The 26264-nt window shown below is 74.7% G+C and carries 23 protein-coding genes; 13 read left to right on the top strand and 10 right to left on the bottom strand.

Translation table 11 applies throughout. The features are described from left to right. Positions 1 to 82: 82 nt before the first annotated feature. Positions 83 to 898: an NERD domain-containing protein gene (locus ACIBIW_RS14270; protein WP_399335642.1), complete on the bottom strand. Its 816-nt coding sequence runs from the start codon at positions 896 to 898 to the stop codon at positions 83 to 85. A gap of 435 nt (positions 899 to 1333) precedes the next feature. Here ACIBIW_RS14270 and ACIBIW_RS14265 point away from each other — a divergent pair, with 435 nt between their 5' ends. The 3 genes from ACIBIW_RS14265 to ACIBIW_RS14255 all read left to right on the top strand — a co-directional run bounded on the left by ACIBIW_RS14265 (position 1334) and on the right by ACIBIW_RS14255 (position 4603). Next, positions 1334 to 1684, top strand: coding sequence for an SH3 domain-containing protein (locus ACIBIW_RS14265; RefSeq protein WP_399335640.1), 351 nt, complete (start codon positions 1334 to 1336; stop codon positions 1682 to 1684). A gap of 103 nt (positions 1685 to 1787) precedes the next feature. Further along, the gene (locus tag ACIBIW_RS14260) at positions 1788 to 3164 is read left to right on the top strand and encodes an FtsW/RodA/SpoVE family cell cycle protein (RefSeq protein WP_399335638.1); all 1377 of its coding nucleotides are present in this window, start codon (positions 1788 to 1790) and stop codon (positions 3162 to 3164) included. Further along, positions 3161 to 4603 (top strand): penicillin-binding transpeptidase domain-containing protein, encoded by a 1443-nt coding sequence (locus tag ACIBIW_RS14255; RefSeq protein WP_399335636.1) that lies wholly within the window; start codon positions 3161 to 3163, stop codon positions 4601 to 4603. Before ACIBIW_RS14260 ends, ACIBIW_RS14255 begins: the two co-directional genes overlap by 4 nt. A gap of 3 nt (positions 4604 to 4606) precedes the next feature. Here the strand turns inward: ACIBIW_RS14255 and ACIBIW_RS14250 are convergent, their stop codons facing one another. Further along, positions 4607 to 5215 carry a Uma2 family endonuclease gene (locus tag ACIBIW_RS14250; protein WP_399335634.1) on the bottom strand — a complete coding sequence of 203 codons (609 nt, stop codon included), beginning with the start codon at positions 5213 to 5215 and terminating at the stop codon, positions 4607 to 4609. Positions 5216 to 5422: 207 nt separating this feature from the next. Between ACIBIW_RS14250 and ACIBIW_RS14245 the strand changes: the two genes are divergently transcribed. The 4 genes from ACIBIW_RS14245 to ACIBIW_RS14230 all read left to right on the top strand — a co-directional run bounded on the left by ACIBIW_RS14245 (position 5423) and on the right by ACIBIW_RS14230 (position 8856). Then, positions 5423 to 6352 carry a diiron oxygenase gene (locus tag ACIBIW_RS14245; RefSeq protein ID WP_399335632.1) on the top strand — a complete coding sequence of 310 codons (930 nt, stop codon included), beginning with the start codon at positions 5423 to 5425 and terminating at the stop codon, positions 6350 to 6352. 55 nt (positions 6353 to 6407) lie between these two features. Continuing rightward, complete coding sequence (locus ACIBIW_RS14240) at positions 6408 to 6686, top strand: hypothetical protein (RefSeq protein WP_399335629.1); 279 nt, start codon at positions 6408 to 6410, stop codon at positions 6684 to 6686. Between the two features lie 212 nt (positions 6687 to 6898). Next, entirely contained in the window at positions 6899 to 7960 is a 1062-nt protein-coding gene (locus ACIBIW_RS14235) for an NlpC/P60 family protein (RefSeq protein WP_399335627.1), read from the top strand. A 200-nt stretch (positions 7961 to 8160) separates the two neighbouring features. Further along, entirely contained in the window at positions 8161 to 8856 is a 696-nt protein-coding gene (locus tag ACIBIW_RS14230) for an enoyl-CoA hydratase-related protein (protein WP_399335625.1), read from the top strand. A 63-nt stretch (positions 8857 to 8919) separates the two neighbouring features. On the opposite strand, the gene ACIBIW_RS14225 is transcribed toward ACIBIW_RS14230, so the two are convergent. From ACIBIW_RS14225 to ACIBIW_RS14205, 5 genes are all read right to left on the bottom strand, one after another. After that, positions 8920 to 9669 (bottom strand): dienelactone hydrolase family protein, encoded by a 750-nt coding sequence (locus tag ACIBIW_RS14225; protein WP_399335623.1) that lies wholly within the window; start codon positions 9667 to 9669, stop codon positions 8920 to 8922. 455 nt (positions 9670 to 10124) lie between these two features. After that, positions 10125 to 10730 carry a GTP-binding protein gene (locus ACIBIW_RS14220; protein WP_399335865.1) on the bottom strand — a complete coding sequence of 202 codons (606 nt, stop codon included), beginning with the start codon at positions 10728 to 10730 and terminating at the stop codon, positions 10125 to 10127. Between the two features lie 400 nt (positions 10731 to 11130). Further along, positions 11131 to 11490 carry a DUF742 domain-containing protein gene (locus tag ACIBIW_RS14215; RefSeq protein ID WP_399335863.1) on the bottom strand — a complete coding sequence of 120 codons (360 nt, stop codon included), beginning with the start codon at positions 11488 to 11490 and terminating at the stop codon, positions 11131 to 11133. Between the two features lie 23 nt (positions 11491 to 11513). Continuing rightward, on the bottom strand, positions 11514 to 12107 hold the full coding sequence (locus ACIBIW_RS14210; protein ID WP_399335621.1) for a roadblock/LC7 domain-containing protein: 594 nt from the start codon (positions 12105 to 12107) through the stop codon (positions 11514 to 11516). Next, positions 12104 to 14965 carry a nitrate- and nitrite sensing domain-containing protein gene (locus ACIBIW_RS14205; RefSeq protein WP_399335619.1) on the bottom strand — a complete coding sequence of 954 codons (2862 nt, stop codon included), beginning with the start codon at positions 14963 to 14965 and terminating at the stop codon, positions 12104 to 12106. Before ACIBIW_RS14205 ends, ACIBIW_RS14210 begins: the two co-directional genes overlap by 4 nt. A 1137-nt stretch (positions 14966 to 16102) precedes the next feature. On the opposite strand from ACIBIW_RS14205, the gene ACIBIW_RS14200 reads away from it, so the two are divergent. Beyond that, on the top strand, positions 16103 to 16897 hold the full coding sequence (locus tag ACIBIW_RS14200; RefSeq protein ID WP_399335861.1) for a hypothetical protein: 795 nt from the start codon (positions 16103 to 16105) through the stop codon (positions 16895 to 16897). Between the two features lie 238 nt (positions 16898 to 17135). Here the strand turns inward: ACIBIW_RS14200 and ACIBIW_RS14195 are convergent, their stop codons facing one another. After that, a complete protein-coding gene (locus ACIBIW_RS14195) occupies positions 17136 to 17627 on the bottom strand; it encodes a MarR family winged helix-turn-helix transcriptional regulator (RefSeq protein ID WP_399335617.1) in 492 nt (163 codons plus the stop codon). Positions 17628 to 17915: 288 nt separating this feature from the next. On the opposite strand from ACIBIW_RS14195, the gene ACIBIW_RS14190 reads away from it, so the two are divergent. Then, positions 17916 to 18761 carry a lysozyme gene (locus ACIBIW_RS14190; protein ID WP_399335615.1) on the top strand — a complete coding sequence of 282 codons (846 nt, stop codon included), beginning with the start codon at positions 17916 to 17918 and terminating at the stop codon, positions 18759 to 18761. Between the two features lie 89 nt (positions 18762 to 18850). Here the strand turns inward: ACIBIW_RS14190 and lon are convergent, their stop codons facing one another. Further along, positions 18851 to 21280 (bottom strand): endopeptidase La, encoded by a 2430-nt coding sequence (lon, locus tag ACIBIW_RS14185; RefSeq protein WP_399335613.1) that lies wholly within the window; start codon positions 21278 to 21280, stop codon positions 18851 to 18853. A 494-nt stretch (positions 21281 to 21774) separates the two neighbouring features. Here lon and ACIBIW_RS14180 point away from each other — a divergent pair, with 494 nt between their 5' ends. Next, a complete protein-coding gene (locus ACIBIW_RS14180) occupies positions 21775 to 22452 on the top strand; it encodes a GNAT family N-acetyltransferase (protein ID WP_399335609.1) in 678 nt (225 codons plus the stop codon). A 98-nt stretch (positions 22453 to 22550) separates the two neighbouring features. Here ACIBIW_RS14180 and ACIBIW_RS14175 read toward each other — a convergent pair whose 3' ends face one another. Next, complete coding sequence (locus tag ACIBIW_RS14175; protein WP_399335607.1) at positions 22551 to 23174, bottom strand: flavodoxin family protein; 624 nt, start codon at positions 23172 to 23174, stop codon at positions 22551 to 22553. 128 nt (positions 23175 to 23302) lie between these two features. Between ACIBIW_RS14175 and ACIBIW_RS14170 the strand changes: the two genes are divergently transcribed. From ACIBIW_RS14170 to ACIBIW_RS14160, 3 genes are all read left to right on the top strand, one after another. After that, the gene (locus tag ACIBIW_RS14170) at positions 23303 to 24070 is read left to right on the top strand and encodes a spermidine synthase (protein ID WP_399335605.1); all 768 of its coding nucleotides are present in this window, start codon (positions 23303 to 23305) and stop codon (positions 24068 to 24070) included. Between the two features lie 116 nt (positions 24071 to 24186). Then, positions 24187 to 24921 (top strand): response regulator transcription factor, encoded by a 735-nt coding sequence (locus ACIBIW_RS14165; protein WP_399335603.1) that lies wholly within the window; start codon positions 24187 to 24189, stop codon positions 24919 to 24921. Positions 24922 to 24984: 63 nt separating this feature from the next. Beyond that, complete coding sequence (locus tag ACIBIW_RS14160; RefSeq protein ID WP_399335601.1) at positions 24985 to 26172, top strand: sensor histidine kinase; 1188 nt, start codon at positions 24985 to 24987, stop codon at positions 26170 to 26172. Positions 26173 to 26264 lie beyond the last annotated feature (92 nt).

Raw genomic sequence — 26264 nt, 5'->3', positions numbered from 1 at the left:
CGTCGTCAGGCCGCCGCCGAGGTCTGCGCCGTCCGGCGCTCCCCCGCCCGGGCCGGGACGCTCACGCCCGGGTCCGCCGGTCTCACACCCAGGTCCGCCGGTCGCGGGCGAGCGCGTACACCGCCTCGGTGTCGGCGGGCTTCAGCTCGCCGCCGAGGCGGCCGAGGCCCGGCACCTCCTCCAGGGGCAGGACGCGCGCGTCGCGCGGCGGTGCCGTCACCCGTACCGACGAGGCGCCGACCAGCACGAGATGGGCCCGCACCTGCGCGGTCAGGGTGTGCGCCACCCGGTCGGCAAGCGACGCGAGGGTGCGCAGCACCGGCCGCGGCGCGCCCCTGCCGACCCCGACGAGCGGTGCCGCGATCCGCACCCGCTGGCGGTGCGCGGGCAGCGCGTGCAGCAGCAGCACCCCGCCGGGGCCGATCAGCAGATGGTGGACGCGGTCGCCGCCGGGCAGCGGCACCGAGTGCAGCGCCCGCCAGCCCGCACCCTCCAGCTCTTCCAGCACGGCGCCCACCGCCTCCTGCGCGGCCAGCTCCTGGCGCCGCGGGTCGGGGCGCAGCCTGCGGGCCATGGGGGACGCGGGGGCGGGCGCGCGCTCCAGCGCCACCCGCAGCGCCTCGCCCGGACGGTTGGGCGCCAGGTCGTCGTCCGGGTGCAGGGTGAGCCCGGCCAGCTCGGCCGTGCCGGGCACCGGCGGCGGTCCTACCGCCACCTCGCCGGAGAGGAACGGCGCGAGGACGTCGAGGACGTCGTCGGCGCGCTCCCGGTGCAGCAGGTTCACCCGGGCCTCGTCCCGGTCGTACCAGGCGACGGTCTGGCCGTCCTGGCGTGTCACGTAGATACGGTCCCTGCCGCCGCGCCGCGTCGGCACCGCGCGCAGCCCGCCGCCCGTCATGCCCCGCACCCCCGCCGCCCGGGGCGCCTCGTCCGCACACCCACCGCATAGCAGTACGCCACCGTGACCCGCACCCTCCGTGACCTCTCCCGCACCGCAGACGGCCGGCCCGGTCCTCCGGGTCCGCCGACTTCCATGGGAACAGGCGCACAGCCGCCTCGGCAAGGAGACGCCGACGGGGCGGCCCGGCGCGCCGCGGCACACCCGTGACACCACGGCGCACCCTCCGGATGCCTCGCGCGCCCCGTGCACCCCCGCGCGCTCCCCACGGCCGCCCCCGCACGCCACAGCGCGCGCCGCCGCCCGCGCGCACCCCTATGGCGCAGCCCGAGCTGCGGCCCGTAACGGCCCGTTCCTAGGGTGACTTTGGGTGACGTGAGGCACTACACCCCGTATGCCCGTGTCACCCGCACCACCCGTATCCAAGGAGGTCTCATGTCCCTGCGGTCCACCGCCGCCCGGTTCGGCATAGCCGCGTCCTGCGGCGTCCTCACCGCGCTCGTCGCGGGCGGCGGCGCGTTCGCCGCCGCGCCCGCGCACAACGACCCGCCGACGTACAAGGGCCGGGTGACGGCCCATGGCGGGCTGCTGCTCCGCGACGCGCCGAACCGGGACAGCGCGGTCATCCGCAGCGTCCCGTACGGCTCGTACGTGGACATCTTCTGCAAGGCCAAGGGCGGCAGCGTCGACGGCAACAGGGTCTGGTACCTGCTGACCGACGGCACCTGGGCCTGGGGCTCCTCGCGGTACATCGCCACCGTGGGGCAGCCGCCCCGCTGGTGCTGACCCCGCGCCCCCCCGGTGGGCCCGTCGCACGGGCGGCGGGCCCACACTCCGTGTACCGCCCCATAACGGGGCATATCATCGTCCGGCTTGTTACCTTCCGGGCATGACGGGAACCACGGCAGCGGCCCGGCCGCCCCGGCGCCGGGGCACGGAACTCGCGCTGATCCTGCTGGCCGTGACGCTCTGTCTGGCCGGGTACTGCACGGTGGGGCTCGCGGTCGACGGCGCGCCGCCGCGGCACGCGCTCGACTACGGCGCGGGCCTCGGGGCGCTCGCGCTCGTCGCGCACCTCGCGGTGCGGCTGCGTGCCCCGTACGCCGATCCGGTGCTGCTGCCGGTGGCGGTGCTGCTCAACGGCGTGGGCCTGGTGCTGATCCACCGGCTCGACCTGGAGACCCCGGGCGACCACGCGGCGGGCAGCCAACTGGTGTGGTCGGCGCTGGGCGTCGCCCTCTTCACGCTCGTGGTGGTCGCGCTGCCCGACCACGGGCGCCTCCAGCGGCACGCCACGGCCGCCGCGGTGGCCGCGCTGGCGCTGATGGTGGCGCCCGTGCTGTTCCCCGCGGTGAACGGGGCCAGGATCTGGGTCAGGTTCGGCGGGCTCTCCTTCCAGCCGGGCGAGTTCGCGAAGGTGCTGCTCGCGGTGTTCTTCGCGGGCCGCCTCGCCACGACCGCCGCGCGCGGCGGCACGGGCACACGGGCGCTGCGCCCGCTGGCGGGGGTGTGGCTGCTGAGCGTGCTGGTCCTCGTGCTGGAGCGGGACCTGGGGACCTCGCTGCTGTTCTTCGGCCTCTTCGTGGTGCTGCTGTACGCGGCGACGGGGCGGCTGCGCTGGATCGGCGCCGGGCTGCTGCTCGGCGCGGCCGGGTCGCTCGCGGTGGGGCTGCTCGAACCCCATGTGCACGGCAGGATCGCGGACTGGCTGCACCCGTACGCCTCCATCGACGCGGGCCAGGGGCCCGGGCAGCTCGCGCAGTCGCTGTTCGCGTTCGGCGCCGGGGGCGTGACGGGCACCGGGCTCGGCCGCGGGCACTCCGCGCTCATCGGGTTCGCGGTCAAGTCGGACTTCGTCCTGGCGACCGTCGGCGAGGAACTGGGCCTCGCGGGCCTGTGCGCACTGCTCGTGCTGTACGCGCTGCTGGTGGAGCGGGGGCTGCGTACGGCGCTGGTGCTGGACGACCCGTTCGGGCGGCTGCTGGCGGTGGCGCTGGCCGCGGTGCTCGCGCTCCAGGTGTTCGTGGTGGCGGGCGGGGTGACGGGTCTTATCCCGCTGACCGGCATGGCGATGCCGTTCCTCGCCCAGGGCGGCTCCTCCGTGGTCACCAACTGGGTGATCGTGGCGCTGCTGGTGCGGATGGGCGACGCGGCGCGGCGGCGCTACGACGGCAGCCGGGAGCTGTTCCGGGTGGCGCGCGCCGCGGAGCGGGAGACCGCGGCGGGGGCGGGGCGGGCACGGGCGTCCGAGGGGGCGGCGCGGTGAGGCGCGCGGTGCGGCACACCGCGCTGCTGTGCGCGCTGCTGCTGGTCTCCCTGGTGGCGAACGCGGTACGGGTGCAGGTGGTGCGGTCCGGGGAGCGGGCCGGCGATCCGGCGGACCGGCGGGCGGCGATCGCGCGGTACGGCACGCCGCGCGGGGACATCCTCGTCGGCGGGCGCGCGGTGACCGGCTCACGGGACACCGGCGAGCGGCTGCGCTACGAGCGCACGTACACCGAGGGCCCGCTGTACGCGCCGGTGACCGGGTACGCCTCGCAGGCGTACGGCGCCTCGGGCCTCGAAGCGGCGGAGGACGCGCTGCTGTCGGGCAGCGACGAGGCGCTGCGCCCGCTGTGGGGTTCGCGGCGGCGCGGCGCGCGGGTGGCGACCACGCTCGACCCTGCGGCGCAGCGCGCCGCGTTCCGTGGGCTCGCGGGGCGGCGGGGCGCGGTGGCGGCGGTGGAGCCCGGCACCGGGCGGGTGCTCGCGCTGGTGTCCACGCCCTCGTACGACCCGGGTGAGCTGTCGGGGAACGGGGCGGGGGCGGCGCGGGCCTGGCGGCGGCTGAACCGGGACGCGCGGCGGCCGATGCTGAACAGGGCGCTGCGCGGGACGTATCCGCCCGGTTCGACGTTCAAGGTGGTGACGGCGGCGGCCGCGCTCGACGCGGGCACGGTGCGGGACCTGGACGCGCCGACCGACTCCCCCGACCCGTACCGGCTGCCTGGCACCCGCACCCGGCTGACGAACGAGACGGACGGCTGCCGTGACGCGTCGCTGCGGCACGCGTTCCTCTTCTCCTGCAACACGGTCTTCGCGCGGCTCGGCGCCCGGACGGGGCTCACCACGATGGCGGAGACCGCGCGCAGGTTCGGCTTCGACGGGCGGGCGCGCGGGGTGCCGCTGCCGGTGGCGCCGTCGACGTTCGACACCCGGATGGACACCGCGCAGTTGGCGATGTCCTCGATCGGGCAGTTCGACACCCGGGCGACGCCGCTCCAGATGGCGTCGGTGGCGGCGGCGGTCGCGGACGGCGGCCTGGTGCGGACCCCGTACCTGGTGGACGGGGTGGCGACGGCGGACGGGCGCCCGGTGCGCACCGCGGGCCGTGCCGAGCCCCGCCGGGCGATGAGCGCGGGGACGGCGGCGCGTCTTCGGGAGCTGATGACGGGGGTGGTGGAGCGCGGCACGGGGACGGGCGCGGCGGTGCCGGGCGTCGAGGTCGGCGGCAAGACGGGCACGGCCCAGCACGGCGTGGACAACACGGGCGCCCCGTACGCCTGGTTCATCGCGTGGGCGAAACCGCGGGGCGCGGACCGCCCTTCGGTGGCGGTGGCGGTGGTGGTGGAGAGCGGGAAGGGCGAGCGCGGCGAGGTCTCGGGCAACAGGCTGGCGGCGCCGATCGCGCGGGGGGTCATGGGGGCGGTGGTGAGGGGGGCCTGACGGTCAGAAGCGCATTCCCGCGAGGTCGACCGTGATCGGGAAGGGGAGATCCACCGCGAGCTTGCCGTGGAAGATCCCGTTCACCGCGTACGTCTTGGTCACCGGATCGAGTTCGTGTACGTAGACGACGGGCAGTCCCTCGTTCTCCTCGACGCGCCAGAAGTGCGGGATGCCCGCTTCCGCGTACTTGCGGGGCTTGACGCCGCGATCGCGCACCGCGGACTCGGGGGAGACGATCTCGACCGCCAGCCGGACCGCCGAGGGCTCGTACCAGGTCTGGCGGACACTGGTGCGCTCGCTGCGCAGCACCGCCATGAGGTCGGGCTCGACACGGTCACGGGGCGAGAGCCTGACGGTCATCTCCCTGGCGACGTACAACTCGTCCGGCGCCTGGTTCCACAGCGCTGATTCCAACCAGCGCAGGACAGCCATATGGAAATCGGCCTGCGGGCTCACGTAGAACAAACCCCCGTCGATCAATTCCGTGTGCGGCGGGAGCCCGGGGATGGTGTCGAGGTCCTCCGCCTTCCACCCGTCCACGGGCGGCACCGGGTAGGTGTACGGCCCTCGCGCGTTGTGATCCTCGGCCGTGGCCATCATCAGCGCTCCCATGCGACGGAGTCTGCCAGGTCGCACCAGCCTACCCAGCCGAAAATCTGCACGGCCACGCATGCGGGTGAAAGCGCCTGCGGACGGTTGACGTTCGCCCCTGTGTCCACAGGCATTGACGCCGTTGCTGACACGTAGTCTCATAAGGGTGTGACCGGCGGTAACACATGCCGGACCACCGCTGTCCGCGACTGGTGAAGGGGGACCGACGTGACGGCCCTGACCGAGGACGGAACACCGCGCGACGCGCTCGGGCCGCTGAAGGACCGCGAGGGGGTCGCGCGGCGGCTGCTCGAAGCCTCCGCCAAGCACTCCTTCGACCCCGACGCGGAGCTGGACTGGAACGCGCCCTTCGATCCCGACAAGTGGTTCTGGCCGCCGGAACTCGTCTCGCTCTACGACACCCCGCTGTGGCGGCGGATGCCGCAGGAGCAGCGGATGGACCTCGCCAGGCACGAGGCGGCGTCGCTGGCCTCGCTCGGGGTCTGGTTCGAGATCATCCTGATGCAGCTCCTCGTACGGCACATCTATGACAAGCCGCTGACCAGCGCACATGTGCGCTACGCACTCACGGAGATAGCGGACGAGTGCCGGCACTCCATGATGTTCGCGCGGCTGATACGGCGCGGCGGCGCGCCCGCGTACCCGGTCACCCGGCTGCACCACAACGTGGGCCGGGTCATGAAGGCGGTCTCCACCACCCCGGGCTCCTTCGCCTGCACCCTGCTCGGCGAGGAGATCCTCGACTGGATGCAGCGCCTCACGTTCCCCGACGAGCGGGTGCAGCCGCTCGTGCGGGGCGTGACGCGGATACATGTGATCGAGGAGTCCCGCCATGTGCGCTACGCCCGCGAGGAGTTGCGCCGCCAGATGGTGACCGCGCCCCGCTGGGAGCGGAATCTGACCCGGGTCACCAGCGGCCAGGCCGCCCGGATCTTCTCCGTGGCCTTCGTCAACCCCCAGGTGTACACGGACGTGGGCCTCGACCGCGCGGAGGCGCTGGCCCAGGTGCGGGCGAGCGCGCACCGCAGGGACGTGATGCAGTCGGGCGCCAGGCGCCTCACGGACTTCCTCGACGACATCGGCGTGCTCCAGGGCGTCGGCCGCCGGATGTGGCGCTCGTCAGGGCTGCTGGCCTGAGCCCCGGCGGGGGGCGCCGCGCCGCCGCCCAGGAGCGGCGCGGGACACTGGCCGGGTGAGAAGCGAAGACACCCCCTTCCACGGCGGGCCGCTCGACGGCCGGGTGCTGCCGGTGCTGGTCGGGCCGACCGGGCAGCCGCCGAAGTACTACCGCGTCCCGGTGCCTGACCCGGAAGGCGGCGAGCCCACGGTGCTCGTCTACCGCCGGGTCCAGGCCGCCCGCAGCCGACGGCTCGGGCTGCACCTCGGGTGGCGCTACGAGTACGAGCCCGAGGGCGCCGCGGCGACCGGCCTCAAATGGCCGTGGACAAGGCCGGGCCGCCCGGGGCGGTGAGCGGGAGGTGAGCCGGGGGCAGTGAGCGGGGGCGGTGAGCCGGGGGCGCGGCGGCGGCACCGCAACCGGGGTTGCGCCGAACGCCGCGTGCCCTCACCCCCGCGGGTGAGACGCGCCCCCGCGGCGCGCGGAGGGTGCGGGGGCGCGGTGGGGACCGGGGCGATGGTTCACCTTGCGGTGCGGGCGTGCCGTACCGCGGTGGAGGTGACATCGTGGCGCGCGCACTCGTGCCCCGCGTCCGTACGGCCCTCGCGACGGCCGCCGTACTGACCGGAACGCTGGCCGTTCCCGCCCAGCAGGCCGCGGCGGCCCCGGGCCCCGGGCCCGCGCGCGCGGCCTCGGCCGCGGGGCTGCTGACCGAGCTGCGCGGCGCGTACCGGCAGGCGGGACAGGCCACGGAGACGTACAACGCGACGGCCGAGAAGCTGCGCGACCGGCGCGCGGAGTCCGAGCGGTTGCAGCGGCGGCTCAAGGCGGCGCGGGCCGCCGCGCACCGGGGGCGGCAGGCCGCGGGGCGGCTGGCCAGGGAGCAGTACCAGGGCAGCAGCAGCGGGCTCTCCCCGTATCTGCGGCTGCTGCTCTCCCGCGATCCGCAGCGCGCCGCCGACCAGGGCCATGTCATCCAGCGGCTGTCCGCCGACCGGGCGGCGGCCGTGCGGCGGCTGACCGGCGGCGAGCGCACCGCCGGGCGGCTCGCGGCCGAGGCGGACCGCGCCCTCACCGCGCAGGAGAAGCTGGCGAAGCGGCAGCGCACGGACCGCGACCGGATGCGCAAGCGCCTCGCCGGGGTGGAGAAGCGGCTCGCCGGGCTCGACGAAGGCCAGCTCGCCGCGCTGCGCCGCCTTGAGGACGGCTCCCCCACGGACACCAGGGCCGCGGGCGCCGCGGGCGCGCCCGCCGCCGCGGACGGCGGTGCCCCCTCGGCGGGCGCGGGCGCCGCGGCGGTCGCCTACGCGCTGCGGCAGCTCGGGAAGCCGTACGTGTGGGGCGCCACGGGGCCCGACTCCTACGACTGCTCCGGGCTCACCTCGCGGGCCTGGGCGCACGCGGGCGTCACCATCCCGCGCACCAGCCAGCAGCAGTGGGCGCGGCTGCCGAAGGTGCCGGTGGACCGGGTCAGACCGGGCGACCTGGTGATCTACTTCCCCGGCGCCACCCATGTCGGGATGTACGTGGGCGACGGCAGGGTCGTGCACGCCCCGCACCCCGGCGCCGTGGTCACCGTCTCGCCGATGCGGGCGAATCCGGTACGGGGCGTGGTGCGGCCGGGGTGAGGCGCCGGGGGCGCGGGGCGCGCGTCGGCCCCTCCCCAGGGACGCCGGGGGCGGGCGGGGGCGGAGACAGGCGTGGCGGGCGTGTGTAATATGCCGATCGGACTTGTTACCGACCGGTAGGTGCGGGTGTACCGGGCCGGCTCCGCCGTTCGCGCGTCCGCGCCCGTTCCCCTGTCCCTCCGCGCACCCAGGGAGCGGCCATGCCCGTACTCGAACGCCGGGACGTCCCGAACGGCACCGGGACCTCCCCCGTGCTCGTGCTCGACATCGGGGACGGCGAGAACCGCTTCCACCCGGACTGGCTCGGCTCCGTGGGCTCCCTCCTCGACGAGGTGGAGAAGACCGAGGGGCCCCGGGCGCTGGTGCTGGCGGCGCGGGGGAAGTTCTTCTCCAACGGGCTCGACCTCGACTGGCTGTTCGCGCACGGTGACCGGACCCGCGACTACCTCTCCGAGGTGCAGCGGCTGTTCGCCCGGCTACTCGGCCTGCCGATGGTCACCGTGGCCGCGCTCCAGGGCCACACCTTCGCGGCGGGCGCGATGCTCTCGCTCACCTGCGACGTGCGGGTGATGCGCGCGGACCGCGGCTTCTGGTGTCTGCCTGAGGCGGACCTCGGCATGCCGTTCTCGCCGGGCATGGCGGGTCTCATCAGGTCGAGGCTGGCCCCCGCGACCGCCCATGAGGCCATGGTCACGGGGCGCCGCTGGGGCGGCACCGACGCGCTCGCCGCCGGGATCGTCGACGCCACCGCCGCCGAGGGCGCCGTGCTCGACGCGGCCGTCGAGCGCGCCGCCGCCCAGTGCGCCAAGGCGGGGCCGAACCTGGCGGGCATCAGGGCGGTCATGTACGCCGACGTCATCGAGGCGCTGCGGAACGGGGACCTCCCCACCGGGTGACCGAGCGGCGGGTGACCGACCGGCGGGCGGGCGCCGGTGGGCCGGGCCCCGTTCCGCCCTGCCTCAGCCCCTGTTCAGGTTGCGGTCGAGGAGCGGCAGCAGGCGGTCCCAGTGGCGCTCGAAGGCGGCCTGGTCGAAGGACGAGGTGTCGGCCATGGTGAAGCCGTGCTGGGTGCCGGGGTAGACCTCGCAGGTGTGGTCGACCCCGGTGGCGTCGAGCGCCCGGCGCCACTCCTCGACGGCCGCCGGCTTCATGTCGCCCACGGCGAGACCAAGATGGACCTCGGCGGTGAGCCCGGGCAGCGTCCGGTGCGGGCTGTCGGGCGCGTCGGTGACCAGCCCGCCGGGGTGGAATCCGGCGACGGCGGCCACCTTGCCCGGGTGGGCGGCGGCGGTCCGCACCGCGAGGACGGCGCCGACGCAGTAGCCGACCGCGGCGACAGGGCCCTCGGCCACCTCGGGGCGGCCGGTGAGGAAGTCGAGGTAGGCGTCGGCGTCGCGCAGGACCCGGTCGGCGGTGTGCGCGTCGACGAACGGCATCAGCTTCCCGATGACCGCGGGCCTCGTGTCCTGGTCGATGTGCTCGGGGAGTTCGGCCAGGGGCGCGGTGCCGTGCCGGTAGAAGAAGTGCGGGACGAGCACGTAGTAGCCGTGTGCGGCCAGCCGCGCCGCCATGGCGCGCAGCACCGGCCGCACCCCGAAGGCGTCCGCGTACAGCAGCACCCCCGGGTGCCGTCCGCCGCCGTCGGGGAGGGCGGCGAAGCCGTCGGCCGTGCCGTCCTGGGTGGGGATTCGTACGTCTGTGAGGGGCATGGGTTTCTCCTGTCGTGTCGAGGTGGTGGGCCTGTAATCGACACGACGGGGCGGGCCCCGCGCGGCGGCGGGTCCCGGTTCGGACCGCGGGCGTGCGGTGGCCCGCGCGGCGCTCAGTGGGGCACCGGGTCGCCTGTCCGTGTGTGGCGCGATGCCGTCCCGGTATTCATCGCCGGTCAGCGTATCGGGCGCCGGGCGGGCAGGGGCGACCGGCCCGGGGGCGTGGGCTTCGGGCGCGTGGCGGGGTGGGGCGGACGCCGGGCACGGGCATCGGGCGCCGGGCGGCCGGGGCGGTGCTCCCGGGCGGGCGCGGATGTGGGGGGGCGTTCTCGCGGCCGGGGGGTTCTGCTTCGGGGGGTCCTTCGTGGCTGTGGGGGGGACTTCGGGGGGGTGTCGCGGTGCCGGTGGGGGGCGCCGCATGGCGGGCGGCCCGGTGGTACGGGCGGGGCCCGTGGCTAGTCGGGGGCCACTTCGAGTGCGTGGCGTACGAGCGCGAGCAGGGTGTCCACCACGGGGCCCTGCTTCCTGGCGTCCATGATCAGTACGGGTATGTCGTCGGGCACCGTGAGGGCGTCCCGCACGTCCTCGGGGTCGAACAGCTCGCTGCCCTCGAAGTGGTTGACGGCGACGACGTACGGCAGGCCGCTGCTCTCGAAGTAGTCGAGCGCGGGGAAGCAGTCCGAGATCCTGCGGGTGTCGCACAGGACGACGGCGCCGATCGCGCCGCGCGTCAGGTCGTCCCACATGAACCAGAAGCGCTCCTGCCCCGGCGTGCCGAAGAGGTAGAGCACCAGGTCCTCGTCGAGGGTGATGCGCCCGTAGTCCATGGCGACCGTGGTCGTGCCCTTGTCGGGGGTCGCCGAGATGTCGTCGGTCGCCGCGCTCGCCTCGGTCATCAGCGCCTCGGTCTGGAGCGGCGGTATCTCCGAGACGGTGCCCACCAGGGTCGTCTTGCCGACGCCGAAGCCGCCCGCGATGACGATCTTCGTGGCGAGGGGGGCTTTGGTGCGGTCCTTCTGCCAGGACCGCAGGTCCTCCTCGGGCTCGTCGCCCGCGAGCAGCGCCTCGAAACTGCTGAACGCGCCGCTGCCGGGGGCCGGGCCCGAAGCCCCGTCGGCCGCGTCGGGTCCGTCGACCTGGCGGACCCCGCCGACCTCATCGGCTTCCTGCGCCTCACCGGTCTCATCCGCCGCGTCGGTCCCGCGGGCCTCGCCGGTCCCACGGGCCGCGTCGGTCTCACGGGATTCGTCGGGCCCGTCGACCTTGTCAGCCGTGGCGGTGCCCGGCGCGTCCGCAGGCGCCTCGCCTTGTGGGGGCGGCCCGCCGTCCGGGGGCGCGGCGCCGCCCGGCGCGGGGCCCGCGGCGGGGGCGCCCGGTTCTGGACCCGGGGCAGCGCCCGTGAGGTCCGCGGGTTCGGCCGCCCCGGCGGCGTCGCCGCCTCTCGTGGGGGGTTTGGATACATCAGAGACGGCGAAGTCCACTCAACACCCTTTCCAGCAGCACGCGGTCCGGCTGTCCTTCGCCGTGACCCGTTCCGTACACACGGATCTTTCCCTGGTCCGCGAGGTCGCTCAGCAGCACCCGGACCACCCCGAGGGGCATCCGCAGCAGCGCGGCGATCTCCGCGACCGTTCGCATCCGTCGGCACAACTCCACGATCGCCCGCAGCTCCGGCATCATCCGGGCCCTCGGGTCGCCCTGGGTGAGCGCGAGGCGCTCCTGCGGCGCCTCGATCGCGGCCACGAACGTCTCCACAAGCAGCGTGTGGTCGCCCCGGGTGCGGCCCCCCGTGAGCGAGTAGGGCCGCACCCTCGACGGCATGCCGCCCCGCCTGGGGAGGTGGTTCACTTGGCCCCTCCCGCCGGGCGGCCGGCGAGCTGCTCCTTCTGGGGCGGTCTGCGGGAGCCCGGCACCCGCTCGCCCGCCGCGGCGGAGTCCATCGAGCGGCGCAGCTCGCCCCGCAGCTCGGGGGTGAGGACGTGTCCCGCGCGGCCCACGAACAGCGCCATGTGGTAGGCGACGACGCTCATGTCGCAGTCGGGGGTGGCGTGCGCGCCGAGGAGGGAACCGTCACTGATGGCCATGACGAAGAGGCTGCCCTCTTCCATGGCAACCATGGTCTGTCTGACCCGGCCGCCGTCCATCAGCTTGGCGGCACCGACGGTGAGGCTGCCGAGCCCGGACACGATGGTGGCGAGATCGCCCACCGTGCCCTTGGGGCCCCGGCCCCCGCCGCGCGCCTGCGTCCCCGGCTCTGCGGGCGCCTCGGGCGCCTTCGGGGCCTGGGCGGCCGCCGAGTCCGAGGAGAGCAGCAGCACGCCGTCGGACGACACCACCGCGACCGACAGCAGACCCGGCACCTCCTCCACCAGGTTCGTCAGCAGCCAGTGCAGATTGCGGGCCTGGCTGCTCAGTCCATGGGTGCTGCGGGCAGTCAACTGGATGCCTCCTCGGCTGAGTCCCCCTCGGATCGGTTGAGGTCCGCCGCGGGCCTGGGCCCGGGCTCCGCGGCGCGCACCGCGCCGCCCGTCGCTCCCGGCGGGCGGCCCGAGGCGATCTCCGCCTCCGCGTCCCTGCGGCCCTCCAGCGCCCCCCGCTGGAAGCCGCCGAGCCTGCTGCGCAGCGCCTCGGCGTCGACGCCCCGCGCACGCGGTGCGGGGGCCGGGGCGGGCGGGGTGATCCTCGGCCTGCGCTTCGGCAGGCCCTTCTCGGTGAGCCGGTGCCGCCCCGTGCCGTCGGGCGGCGGCGCGCCGCCGGCTCCCGGTGCCCGGTCGCTGGTGCGCTCGTGGGCGTCGGGCCCGATGGCGTACGGGTTGATGGGGCCCTGCCCGACAACGCCCTGGCCCGGCCGCGTGACGCGTACCGGTGCGGGGCGCTGCGGCGCCCGGGGCGCCGGGGCGTGTTCCGGGTGGGCCTCCGGTGGGTGCCCCTGGTCGGGGGGCGCGGTGACCCGTGGAACAGGGGGCGCGGGGTGGGGGGTGGCGGTCGGGGGCGCCGCGGGCTCGGGCGCGGCGAATTCGAGGGTGCGCTCGGCCGCGGCGATCAGGGGGTCGGCGGTGGGGGTGTCCGCGGCCGGGTCCTGAGCCTGGTCCTGGGCCAGGGGCGGGTGCTGTCCCGGGCCGACGGCGGGGTGCGGCGCGGGCGCGGGCGCCGCGGGCCGTGCCCGCTCCCGGTCGGACCGCGCCCGGGGCGTGAGCCCGGGCTGCTGCTGCGCCTGGAGGCCCGGCCGGTCCTGGAAGCCCTGCCGCTGGTGCTGGTCCGGCCGCCGTGGTGCGTCCGGCCCGGCCGGGCGGTCGAGCGGGTCGACGCTGCCGTGGGTGACAAGGGCCGGGGGCAGTACGGCGACGGCGGCGATGCCGCCCTGCTTCTGCTCGCGCAGCCGTACCCGTACACCGTGCCGCCCGGCGAGCCTGGCCACCACGTAGAAGCCGAGTCCGAGCCCGTCGCCGTCGCCCGTGGGGCGGGCGGGTGCGGCGGGATCGGGGTCGGCGAGCCTGGCGTTGGCGGCGTCGAGGCGTCCGGCGTCCATGCCGATGCCCTCGTCGGTGACGGACAGCATCACCTCGCCGCTCTCCAGCAGCCAGCCGGAGAGTTCGACGGCGCCCTCGGGCGGGGAGAACACCGTGGCGTTCTCCAGGAGTTCGGCGAGCAGATGGCTCAGGTCGTCGGCCGCGAACCCGGCGACGTCGGCGTGCGGCGGCAGCGAGGCGATGGTGACGCGCTCGTAGCGCTCGATCTCGCTGACCGCGGCCCGTACGACGTCGACGAGCGGGACCTGGCCGTGGTGCTGGTGGCCGTGCTCGGCGCCCGCGAGCACCAGGAGGTTCTCGCTGTGGCGCCGCATCACGGTGGCGAGGTGGTCGAGGCGGAAGAGGGTGGCGAGGCGGTCCGGGTCCTCCTCGCTCTCCTCCAGGCCCTCGATGACGCCGAGTTGGCGCTCGACCAGGCCGAGGGTGCGCAGCGCGAGCCCGACGAAGGTGCCCTCGACGCTGTCGGTGAGCCTGCCGAGCCGTGCGGTGGTCTCGTCGAGGGCGGCGCGCAGCGCGGCCCGCTCCTCGGCGGCCGCCGCTGCCGCGCCCTCGGGGGCGGCGGGCGCCCGGGGTGCCGCGGCGGGGGCGGCGCGCAGGGCGGCGGCGCGCTCGTGGAGCGCGTTGACGGACCGTACGACGTCGGCGAACTCGTCGTCGCGGCCGGTGAAGCGGATCGGCTCCCCGGTGCCCGGCTCCGCGGCGGCGAGCCTGGCGGTGCCGCGGCGCAGCACGGCGAGCGGCCTGGTGAGGCCACGGACCGCGCCGAGCGCGGCGGCGACCGCGAGCAGCAGGCAGGCGGCGGCGAGCCCCGCCCTGACTTCGAGGGCGGTGACGTCGTCGTCGCGCAGGGCGGCGAGTTCCCTGGTGCGACGGTCGCTGAGGGAGCTTTCCGCGCCGCGCATCAGCTCGACGCGTGCGGTGAGCTTCGCGTCGAGCTTCTTCGGGTCGGTGCCCTTCTCGTCCGACGACAGGGTGGCGCTGTCGGTGAGCCCGTCGAGGGCCTTCTCGGCGGCGTTGGCGTCGGGGCCGCTGACGGTGGAGTCGTACGCGGCCGTGTAGGAGGCGGGGGCGCCGTCCTCGAACTGGGCGTGGGCGGCCTTCTCCCGCAGCCGGGCGAGCTGTGCCGCCGCGGTGAGCGCGTCGCGCTGCTCGCGGTCCTCGGACGACTCGTCGTAGGAGGTCCTGGGCGCTCCCGTGGCGGGGTCGTAGACGGTGGTGCCCGCGCCCTTGGGCACGGCGAGCGCGGCGAGCAGCAGGCCCCGGGTGGCGGCGGCCTGTTCGACCGCGGTGTCCAGGTCGGCGAGGGACTGGGCGCCGTCGTCCGTGCCGGTGGGCATGTCGGCGGCGAGTTCCTCGGCGAGCGCGTGCAGGCGCAGGATCACGGCGCTGTACGCCTCGTGGGCGTCGAGGGCGCTCTCCTTGCCGGTGAGGGCGCTCCTGCGCACCGCGGCCACCTTGTCGAGGTCGCCGCGGAGTGCGGGGGGCGCGTCGGTGCGCAGTTCCGCGACGTCCCGGTCGACGCGGGCGCCGCGCTGCCGGCCGACCTCCTTGTCGTGGGGGCGTCCCGCGGCGATGTAGGCGGTGACCTCGTCGCGCTCGTCGGCGAGCGCGTGGGCCAGCGTCAGCGCGTGCTGGGTGCGCTCCGCGAGGGAGACGAGGGACTGGGCGTCGCGCAGCCGCTCGACGGAGCCGAGCAGGCCGGGCGCGGCGGCGCCGCCGACGGCCACGGCCACGACGACGACCGCGAGGCCGAGCCTTCGGCGCACACGGGTGCGCCGGCCGCGGCCCGCGGGGGGCGGCCCGGCGCCCGGCGCGGGCGCGGTGGCGGTGGGGGCCGCGTCGGCGGGGGCCGTGCGGGGTCCTTCGGATGGGGCTTGGGGAGTGGGGGTCCCGGAGATTGGCGAGGGCACGTCTGAGGTCCCTGGGGCTGCCGGGGGTACGGGGGCGGTGCTCTGGAGGGTGTTCCGGGAGGCGTCTTGGCCCCCCGAGGCACCCGAGGGTACGGCGCCGGGGGTGCCGGAGGTGGAGCGGGGGGTGGAATTCCGGCCACCCTCGGCGGTCGGCGGTACGGGGGCGGTGGCGCCCGTGGCGGCGGAGGACGCGGCCGGAGCGCCCGGGGCCTGGGTGCCGGGGGCCTTGTGGGCGCCGGGGGCACGGTGGCCGGAAACCGACTGAGGGGTGAGGGGGCCCGCTTGAGGGGTGAAAGGGCCTGCCTGGGGCGCGAGGGGGTCCGCGGCGGACACGCCGGTCCCGGTCCCGGGGTCCGCGGGGGAGGCCGGGGCAGGGGTGAACGGCGCCCGCGGGCCCGGGGTGTCCGGGTCGTCGGGGGCGTGCGAAGAGGTGGGGTCCTCGGTGTCGGCGGCGCTCTCCTCGCTTCCGGTTCCTGACGTACGGGGGCCGTGGCCCCGGGCGGTGTCGCCGGTGCCGGGGGTACGCCCCGCCCCGCCCGCCGTCCGCCGGGTCCTGCGGGCGCCGGCCGGGCCGCCCGTCCCGCCCGAGGACGCCGCCTGCCTGCCCCCCAGCCGAGGCCGCTTCTCCTGCACCGGTGCTCGCATTCCTGTACTCGTCTGCTCCTGGCCGGGTGAGGCCCCGTCAACACGTGCCTTCCGGTTCGGCATCCGACCATTCCAGTGCACGTGGGCGGTAACCGCACATCACCTCACCCACCACCCGAAGGAGTGAACCGCGCGCGAGAGTCCCCGGCAAGTTCCACCGGCATGGTCATCACCCCTGGAAACGCGGGCGCTTGCAGTGCGACACCGGCTTTGGCAGGATGCCCCGCCGCCTCGCGCACGAGCCCGCGCCACGGCTCGGCGCACGCCCCTGAGCTGGTGTTCCTTGCCTCCGTACGGTCCGCAGGTGCGGCGTGGAGAAGCTATGGAGCACTCGTGCAGACTGGCTGGATGCGCATCGAACTCGCTACCGAACCGGGTAGCCGCGACCGCGACAACGAGGACTTCGTGTCCGTGGCGCTCCCCGCGTCAGGACAGGGTGGCGCCCTCGTACTCCTGGACGGCGTGACCCCTCCCGCCGACGGTGACGGCTGTTCGCACTCCGTCCCCTGGTTCACGGCCCGGCTGGGGGGCGCACTGGGCGAACTGTCCGTTTCGCGGCGTGACCTGACGCTCCGTGAGGTGCTTTCCGAGTCAATCGGACGTACCGCCGACGCCCATCGGCAAACGTGTGACCTTTCTCACCCGAGGACGCCGCAGGCGACGGTGGTGCTCGCGCGGTGGGACGAGGAGCGCGTGGAGCACCTGGTGCTGTCCGACTCGGCGCTGCTGCTCGCGCTGGACGACGGGAAGGTGGTGCCGGTGCTCGACGAGCGGCTGGCGCGGGTGCCGCGCGGGTCGCTGGTGTCGGACGCGGTCGCGGACTCGACGGTGCGCAACAAGGAGGGCGGCTTCTTCACGGCCGCCGCCGACCCCGGGGTCGCCGCCCGCGCGGTCGCGGGCGCGCACCCCCGCGCACGCGTGCGCGCCCTGGCCGCCCTCACCGACGGCGCCGGCCGCTGGGTGGAGAAGTTCCATGCGGGCGACTGGTCGGCGTGCTTCGAGGTGCTGCGTGCGGAGGGGCCCCAGGGGTTGATCGACCGGGTACGGGGGCTGGAGGAGGCCGACGCGGGAGCGGGGCGGGCGGTGCTGCGGCGCTCCAAGACGCACGATGACGCGGCCGCGGCCTTTCTTGCCCTTCCGTGAGGGGGCGTGCCGCCCTCTCGGCCCCGGGGAGCCTGTTTTCTGGCTTTCGGCCAGTGGGCGGATGGAATCGGGGAGTTCGGCACCGCCGGGAAGCGTGGTTCGGGGTGCTCGCCGTTGCGGCGGATTTGAGGGGGCGGCGCCCCCTCGGGCCCCCACAGCAAGGGCAAGAGAGCGCACTCCCGGCAAGGAGAGGGAGCCCGTCGCAGGCGGGAGCAGGCGTGGTTGAGGGGAGCGGTTCTCAGGGGGGTGTCACGGAGTTGAGGCGGTGGAGGAGGGAGGCCAGGGTGGCCACCTCCGTGGGGGTCCAGTCGGAGAGGGTCCGTACATAGCGGGCGCGGCGCGCCTCCCGTACCGCGCCGAAGCGGGACGCGCCCTCCGGCGTCAGCCGTACGAGCCAGGCCCGGCCGTCGTCGGGATCACGCTCACGGGTGACGAAGCCGATGGTCTCCAGGGCCCGGAGCTGCCGGGACATGGTCGCCTTCCCGACGCCGATGTACAGCGCGAGGTCCGTGGCCCGCTGGGGCCCCGCCCCTTCGAGCCTGAGCAGCAGCCCGTACGCGGACGGTTCGAGTTCCGGGTGCACCTCGCGGGCCATTTCCCCCGAGGACGCCCGCGCCCTGCGCATGAATACCGTCAATTCCCTTTCGAGCGCGAGGAATTCGGGAGCCTCCCCGTCGGGGCCCCAGTCGTTGCCCCCGGCGGGATTCCCGCCGTCGTCCGCCTTCTGCACCTCGCCACCCGAGCCTGTGTAGATTCCGGCTTCCCGGTCCTGAAGCCTCCCGCGATCCGCCGCCACCGCCGCAGCTCTTCCAGTATTTCTCAGATGGGGACGAGCGAGGCCACCCGGGCCCCTCCGCCCCCGTGCGTCACGCCCGTGACAGCGCCGCATGACGGTGTGTCATGCCTTTGACAACACGAACAGGGGCCTCCCCTGGCGCGTCGTCACGTTTCCGGACGTACCAGGACATAAGAATAGGAATACCCCACCAGGCTCAACCGAAGTCTTCGGAGGCGCGCAATGCCCGTCCACGGGTCCGGAACGGACCGACGCGTACCCACCAAGGCCGCCGGGGTGCTCCTCGCGGCGCTCTCCCTCTCCCTGGCGTCCCTCACCGTGTTCACCCCCGCCACCGCGGCCGCCGACAGCCCCGAGCGCGGCTCCGCGTACATGGGCATGGGCGTCCTCTCGCACGACGGCGAGGGGCAGGCGGCGGCCGAGCCCCGCGGCATCCAGATCGCCAGGACCGAGGGCGTGGACGTCTCCAGCCACCAGGGCAACGTCAACTGGCGGTCGCTCTGGAACAGCGGCGTGAAGTGGGCCTACGTCAAGGCCACCGAGGGCACGTCGTACCGGAACGGCAACTTCACGCAGCAGTACAACGGCTCGTACAACACCGGGATGATCCGGGGCTCGTACCACTTCGCCACCCCGGACACCACGACCGGGCGCGCCCAGGCGAACTACTTCGTGGACCACGGCGGCGGCTGGTCGAAGGACGGCAAGACCCTCCCGGGCGTGCTGGACATCGAGTGGAACCCGTACGGGGCCTCCTGCTACGGCAAGAGCGACGCCCAGATGGTGAGCTGGATCAGGGACTTCGTGAACACCTACAGGTCCCGCACCGGGCGGGACCCGGTGATCTACACGGCGACGAGCTGGTGGAAGGACTGCACCGGCAATTCCTCCGCGTTCAGCAAGGTCAACCCGCTGTGGGTGGCGCGCTACTCAGGATCGATCGGTGAGCTGCCCAAGGGCTGGGACTTCCACACCATCTGGCAGTACACCTCGACCGGCAAGACGGTCGGCGACCACAACCACTTCAACGGCGCGCTCAGCCGGGTGAAGGCGCTCGCCAACGGATAGCGGCGGGCGCGGCCGGGAACGGCGCGAGGGGCGGCGGGCCCGTGTGGACCCGCCGCCCCTCGCCGTGCGCCCTGCCTCAGGGCCGGGGGTCAGGCCGCCGCCCGCACCTCGGGCGCGCTGTCGCTTGTCGCCGCGGACAGCGCCAGTTCGAGCACCTGCCGGACGTCCGTCACCGGGTGCACGTCCAGCTTCTCCAGCACCTCGGCGGGGACGTCGTCCAGGTCGGGCTCGTTCCGCTTCGGGATCACCACGGTGGTGATACCCGCGCGGTGCGCCGCCAGCAGCTTCTGCTTGACGCCGCCGATCGGCAGCACCCGGCCGGTCAGCGAGACCTCACCGGTCATCGCCACGTCCGTGCGCACAAGACGGCCGCTCAGCAGCGACGCGAGCGCCGTCGTCATGGTGACGCCCGCGCTCGGGCCGTCCTTGGGCACCGCGCCCGCGGGGAAGTGGATGTGCACCCCGCGGTCCTTCAGGTCGCCGACCGGGAGCTCCAGTTCCGCGCCGTGCGAGCGCAGGAAGGAGAGCGCGATCTGCGCCGACTCCTTCATCACGTCGCCGAGCTGCCCGGTCAGGGTGAGACCTGAGCCGCCGGTCTCCGGGTCCGCGAGCGACGCCTCCACGAAGAGCACGTCGCCGCCCGCCCCGGTCACCGCGAGCCCGGTGGCCACGCCCGGCACCGCCGTACGGCGCTCGGCCGGGTCCTGGGCCGACTCGGGCACGTGGTGCGGCCTGCCGATCAGGTCCCTGAGGCCGTCCCCCGACACCGTCAGCGGCAGCTCGGCCTCGCCCAGCTCGTGCTGGGCCGCGACCTTGCGCAGCAGCCGGGCGATGGAGCGCTCCAGGTTCCGCACCCCGGCCTCGCGGGTGTACTCGCCCGCGAGCCTGCGCAGCGCGCCCTCGTCGACCGTCACCTCGTCGGCCTTGAGACCGGCCCGCTCCAACTGGCGCGGCACCAGGTGGTCACGGGCGATGACGACCTTCTCGTCCTCGGTGTAGCCGTCGAGCCTGACCAGCTCCATCCGGTCGAGCAGCGCCTCCGGGATGGCCTCCAGGACGTTGGCGGTGGCCAGGAAGACCACGTCGCTCAGGTCGAGTTCGACCTCCAGGTAGTGGTCGCGGAAGGTGTGGTTCTGCGCCGGGTCGAGGACTTCGAGGAGGGCGGCCGCGGGGTCGCCGCGGAAGTCGGAGCCGACCTTGTCGATCTCGTCGAGCAGCACCACGGGGTTCATCGAGCCGGCCTCCTTGACGGCCCGCACGATGCGGCCGGGCAGCGCGCCGACGTAGGTGCGCCGGTGGCCGCGGATCTCCGCCTCGTCCCTGACGCCGCCGAGCGCGACCCGTACGAACTTGCGGCCCATCGCGTGCGCGACGGACTCGCCCAGCGAGGTCTTGCCGACGCCGGGCGGGCCGACGAGCGCGAGCACCGCGCCGCCGCGCCTGCCGCCGACGACCCCGAGGCCGCGGTCGGCGCGCCGCTTGCGCACCGCCAGGTACTCGGTGATGCGCTCCTTCACGTCTTCGAGGCCCGCGTGCTCCGCGTCGAGCACGGCCTGGGCGCCCCTGATGTCGTACGCATCCTCGGTCCGCTCGCTCCAGGGCAGTTCGAGCACGGTGTCGAGCCAGGTCCTGATCCAGGAGCCCTCCGGGCTCTGATCGCTGGCCCGCTCCAGCTTCTCGACCTCCTTGAGGGCCGCGTCCCGCACGTTCTCCGGCAGGTCGGCGGCCTCCACGCGGGCGCGGTAGTCGTCGGACTCGTCCTCGGCGCCCTCGCCGCCCTTGAGGTCGCGCAGCTCCTTGCGCACGGCTTCGAGCTGACGGCGCAGCAGGAACTCGCGCTGCTGCTTGTCGACGCCGTCCTGCACGTCCTTGGCGATGGTCTCCGCGACGTCCTGCTCGGCGAGGTGCTCGCGCAGTTGCCCGGTGGCCAGCTTCAGCCGGGCGACCGGGTCGCCGGTCTCCAGCAGCTCCAGCTTCTGGGCGGTGGTCAGGAACGGCGAGTAACCGGAGTTGTCGGCGAGCTGGGACACGTCGTCTATCTGCTGCACCCGGTCCACGACCTGCCAGGCGCCGCGCTTGCGCAGCCAGGCGGTGGCGAGGGCCTTGTACTCCTTCACCAGCTCCGTGACGGAGCCGGGCAGCGGGTCGGGGGCCTGCTCGTCGATCCGGGTCCCCTCGACCCAGAGGGCGGCGCCGGGACCCGTGGTGCCCGCGCCGACGCGGACCCGGTGGCGGCCCCTGATCAGGGCGCCGGGGTCGCCGTCGGCGAGGCGGCCGACCTGCTCGACGGTGCCGAGCACACCGGTGCCCGCGTAGGTGCCGTCGATCCTCGGCACCAGCAGCACCCGCGGCTTGCCCGGCGCCGACCTGGCGGCGGCCTGCGCCGCCTCCACGGCGGCCCGCACGTCGGTGTCGCTCAGGTCGAGCGGGACCACCATGCCGGGCAGGACCACCTCGTCGTCGAGCGGCAGCACGGGCAGGGCGAGTGACGTGTCAGGGCCGGTGGACTCAGTAGCCATGATCTCCCCTTCGGCAGTCAAGTTGAGCTATGCAGACTCAATGCTTGTGAGCCGATGAATGTTCCCCGGGGGTTGTTCGCTGTCAGCGATCAGGGGACGGGAGCCCTCACGACCGGGGTTCCGGCGCCTTGCGCCTCCTTGGGCAACAGCGCGCGGAGCTTCCGTTATGCCCGGCGCCCGGCGGCTCGCGGGATCGGCCGGGAGGGGCGGAGGAGGAACCCCGAGGAGGAAGAGGCGGAAAAGGGGTGGAGGTCGGCGGGGTGAGCGTGTGTAATGGCTGCAAGTCAGCAGAGGCTATTACACGCAGAGGTGCGTGCCCCCGGGGTGCGTGCCGCGTGGGGTCGAGCAGGAGGGGCGGTGCAGACGTGGCGTTCACGTCCGTACGGAGTGGTCGGGAGGGTGCCGGGCATACGGCGGCGCCGGGCGCGGGAGAAGGCGGCGGAGAGGGGTGCGGGGACGCGGCGGCGGCGCGGCCGTGGGACGACACGGCCTGTGTGGCCGAGAGCTGGGTGGCCGGCTGGGTGCTCTCGCGCGGCGCCGCGGAACCGGTGCCGCGCGACTGGGGGCTCACCGTCGACGTCGGACAGGTCACACAGGTCACGCGGTATGTGATCACCCGCCCCGAGGAGTCGTCCGTACGCCGCGTCGCCGCCGAGGGCGCCGTGCCGGGGCACTGGATCAAGGTCTTCGCCGAGCAGTCCTCGATCGGCCCCTGGCTCGGCCCCGGCTGGCGCGTGGACGAGCCCGGCCATCTGATGACCACGCGCGTCACGGGCCGTGCGCCCGGCGGGCCCCCCGACGGCTACCACCGGCGGAGCTGGACCAGGCAGGGCGTCACCCGGGTGCTCCTCACCGCGCCCGACGGCGCGTTCGCCGCCCGCGGCCAGGTCGCGGTGCGGGGCCGCACCGCGGTCGTCGACCAGATCGAGACCGGCGCCGCCCACCGCCGCCGCGGCCTCGGCAGCCATGTGCTGGGCGTCCTCGACGCCGCCGCCCACCACGGCGGCGCCGACCGCGCGGTCCTCGGCGCCTCGCCCGAGGGACGGGAGCTGTACACGTCACTGGGGTGGGAGGTGCGGGCACCGCTGAGCAGCTATGTCTTCAAGGGGCCCGCCGAAGCCCGGGGGCTTACCGAACCCAAGGGGCCCGCCGAGGCCACCCGCGGAACCTGAGGGCCCGCGCGCGAGAGCGCGAAGGCCCGCGCGCGGCCCCTCACGGGAGGCGCCGCCGCGCGGGGGCCCCGGGGGACGGCGGCGGGCGGGCGCCGGGCTCAGAGGCGTACCGCAGGGAGCGCGGCCGTGGCGGGCGGGGTGTGCAGGGGCCGGGTGAAGAAGGTCGCCGCCTCGGCCGCCGCCGTCGGGTCAGAACCCAGGTCTCCGGGCCGTACCGCCTTGCCGAGGAGCACGCCGCCCCACCGCATCCGCATGAAGTCGGCCGTGTTGCGCAGCGCCCCGACCAGGGGGTCCGCGTGCTCCGGGGTCGGCGAGTGGTAGGCGGTGACGCCCCAGAGGGTGGAGCCCTCCATGTCCGCGCGGAACGTGGCGCCAGGCACCCGGAACCAGCCCGACCAGTGGTCCAGGTACAGCTTCGCCTCCGAGGACAGGCTGTACCAGTACAGCGGCGAGACGACCACCACGTCCGTCGCCTCACGGGTCGCCCGCCACAGGTCGGCCAGCGCGCCCTCGGGACGGGGGAACTCCCCCGCCCCGTCGTGCCGTACGTCGCGGAAGCGCTCCATCGGCAGGTCACGGAGCCTGACCCAGGTGCGCGCCGCCGCGTCGGGCAGCGACCGTGCCGCGTGCCTCGCCAGCGCCTCCGAGTTGCCGCCCTCCCTGGTGCTCGCCAGCACGAACAGGAACCTCCGCCGCTCCCACGACCCCGCCTCGTCCGCCATCGCCGCGTCCCGCCTCTCCCGGCCACCCCGTGCGGCCACCGGTGCCGTGCAGCGCCACGGCGCCCCCGGGTATTCCGCCCGCCACCCTCGGTGTGCGGCACGGGACGCGCGGGGGCCACCATGGGGCCATGCCCACCCCACCCGAAGCGCCCGAAGCACGGGAAGCCGCGGAAGCGGCGGAAGCAGCAGCACCGGAAGCGTCCGCCGCCGTCAGGGCCGCGCCACCGGGGCCGCCCGAGGTGCTCGACCGGCGGGAGGGGCCCTACGGGGAGGTCGTGCTGCGGCGGCACGGCGACCTGCTCCAGATCATCGCCAACGGCTGCTTCCTGATGGACACTTCCGACGGCCGCTCGGAGCGCCTCCTCGTCGACCACGCCCTCGCGGCCCTCGACGGCCGCGCCAGGCCCACCCTGCTCGTCGGCGGCCTGGGCGTCGGCTTCTCCCTCGCCCACGCCGCCGCGCAGCATCGCTGGGGCCGTATCACCGTCGTGGAGCGTGAGCCCGCGGTCATCGACTGGCACACCGGCCCCGGGGCCCCCTTCGCGCACCTCACCGCGCGGCCGCTCGCCGACCCCCGCACCCGCGTGGTGCGCGCCGACCTCATCGCCCACCTCAGGGACGCCGACGGCCGCTACGACGCGCTCTGCCTCGACATCGACAACGGGCCCGACTGGACCGTCACCGACGACAACGCCGGCCTCTACTCCCCCCGGGGCCTCGCCGCCTGTCTGGCACGGCTCACCCCGGGCGGCGTGCTCGCCGTGTGGTCGGCCCGTCCTTCGCCCGGGTTCGAGGAGCGGCTGCGCCGCACGGGGTTCCAGAAGGTGCGTACAGAACAGATCCCCGTCCCCCGGGGCGTTCCGGACGTCGTGCATCTCGCGGTCAGGGCTGGATAGCCGCGGGCAGGCACAAGCCCTTACGCTGCTGATCGGCGCCCGGCCCGGCCTGGCGCCGACCGCACACATGGGATCACCCCCACGGATTCCGGTAAGAAACAGGCAGGGGCGGGGCGATGGAGCAGACACACACCTCCCACAACGGTGCCGGGGCGGCGGGCGCGCAGCGCCGCGTCCTCGTTGTCGAGGACGACGCCACGATCGTCGAGGCCATTTCCGCCCGGCTGCGCGCCGAGGGGTTCCTGGTGCAGACGGCGACCGACGGGCCCACCGCCGTCGACACCGCCGACGCCTGGCAGCCCGACCTGCTGATCCTCGACGTGATGCTGCCCGGCTTCGACGGCCTCGAAGTCTGCCGCCGGGTCCAGGCGCAGCGCCCCGTACCGGTGCTGATGCTCACCGCGCGCGACGACGAGACGGACATGCTGGTCGGCCTAGGCGTGGGAGCAGACGACTACATGACGAAGCCGTTCTCCATGCGGGAACTGGCCGCCCGGGTGCACGTACTGCTGCGCCGGGTGGAGCGCGCCGCGCTCGCGGCCACCACGCCCCGCAGCGGCATCCTGCGCCTGGGCGAACTGGAGATCGACCACGCGCAGCGGCGGGTGCGGGTGCGCAGCGAGGACGTGCACCTGACCCCGACCGAGTTCGACCTGCTGGTCTGCCTGGCGAACACGCCGCGCGCGGTGCTCTCCAGGGAGCAACTGCTCGCCGAGGTGTGGGACTGGGCCGACGCCTCGGGTACGAGGACGGTGGACAGCCACATCAAGGCCCTGCGGCGCAAGATCGGCGCGGAGCGCATCCGCACCGTCCACGGCGTCGGGTACGCGCTGGAGACGCCGACGCCATGACCGGCCCCCACCCGGGGCCGCGGACACCGAACACGAGGTGAGCACGGTGAGCACGGTGCGGCGATGACCGCCATCCCAGACCGGCCCGCGGCCCCCTCGGGCGAAGAACAGCACACGGGACCCGGCCGGCGCCCCCGGTGGACAGGACCACGGCGCCGCGGGACGCTCCCCCCGGCGCTCTCGTCCCTCCCCGGCCTCTCCGCCCTCGCGGCGTTCTCGCTCTTCTCGGTGAAGAACAAGCTGAGCACCCTCGTGGTGGTCTCCGTGTTCATCACCACGGGCCTGCTGATGATCGCCGTGCGCACCGAGACGGAGCTGCGCTTCATCACGGTGTTCTCGGTGATAGCGACACTGCTGCTGACCCAGTTCGTGGCGCACTCGCTGACCGCGCCGCTCGACGAGATGAACACCGTCGCCCGCGCCATCTCGCACGGCGACTACACGCGCCGGGTGCGCGGCGCGGGGCGCAGGGACGAGCTGGGCGACCTGGCCGTCACCATCAACCGGATGGCGGACGACCTGGAGCAGCAGGACCAGCAGCGCAAGGAACTGGTGGCGAATGTCTCACACGAGCTGCGCACCCCCATCGCCGGGCTGCGCGCCGTGCTGGAGAACGTCGTCGACGGGGTCTCCGCGGCCGACCCCGAGACCATGCGCACCGCGCTGAAGCAGACCGAGCGCCTGGGGCGGCTCGTGGAGACGCTGCTCGACCTGTCCCGCCTCGACAACGGGGTCGTGCCGCTGAAGAGCCGCAGGTTCGAGGTGTGGCCCTATCTGTCGGGCGTGCTGAAGGAGGCCAACATGGTCGCCTCGGCGCGCGGCGGCATCGCCACCGGCTCCGGCCACCACACCCGTACGGACGTCTATCTGCGGCTCGACGTGCACCCGCCCGAGCTGACCGCGCACGCCGACCCCGAGCGCATCCACCAGGTCATGGCGAACCTGATCGACAACGCGGTCAAGCACAGCCCCCCGCACGGCCAGGTCACCGTGAAGGCGCGGCCGGGCCCGAAGCCGGACTCCCTGGAACTTGAGGTCCTGGACGAGGGTCCCGGCATCCCCCGCTCCCAGTGGCACCGCGTCTTCGAACGCTTCAACCGCGGCGCGGCGGGCGCGGCCGTCAGCGACGGCGGCACCGGCCTCGGCCTGGCGATCGCCCGCTGGGCGGTCGACCTGCACGGCGGTCGCATAGGCGTGGCGGAGTCACGGCGGGGATGCCGGATCAGGGTGTCTCTGCCGGGGCCCCCCTGATTTAGGCTCGTTCGCCTCCGGGGCGCTGGAGTTGGTGTCCCGCGCCCTCCCGTGCTCAGTACGCTCCTTCGTCGCTCCCCTCCGCGCGCGAG

The sequence above is a fragment of the Streptomyces sp. NPDC050560 genome (assembly GCF_044457285.1).
GTDB lineage: Bacteria > Actinomycetota > Actinomycetes > Streptomycetales > Streptomycetaceae > Streptomyces.
Note: the sequence above shows the minus strand (reverse complement) of the source record. Positions and strands in the feature narration are given on the sequence as shown.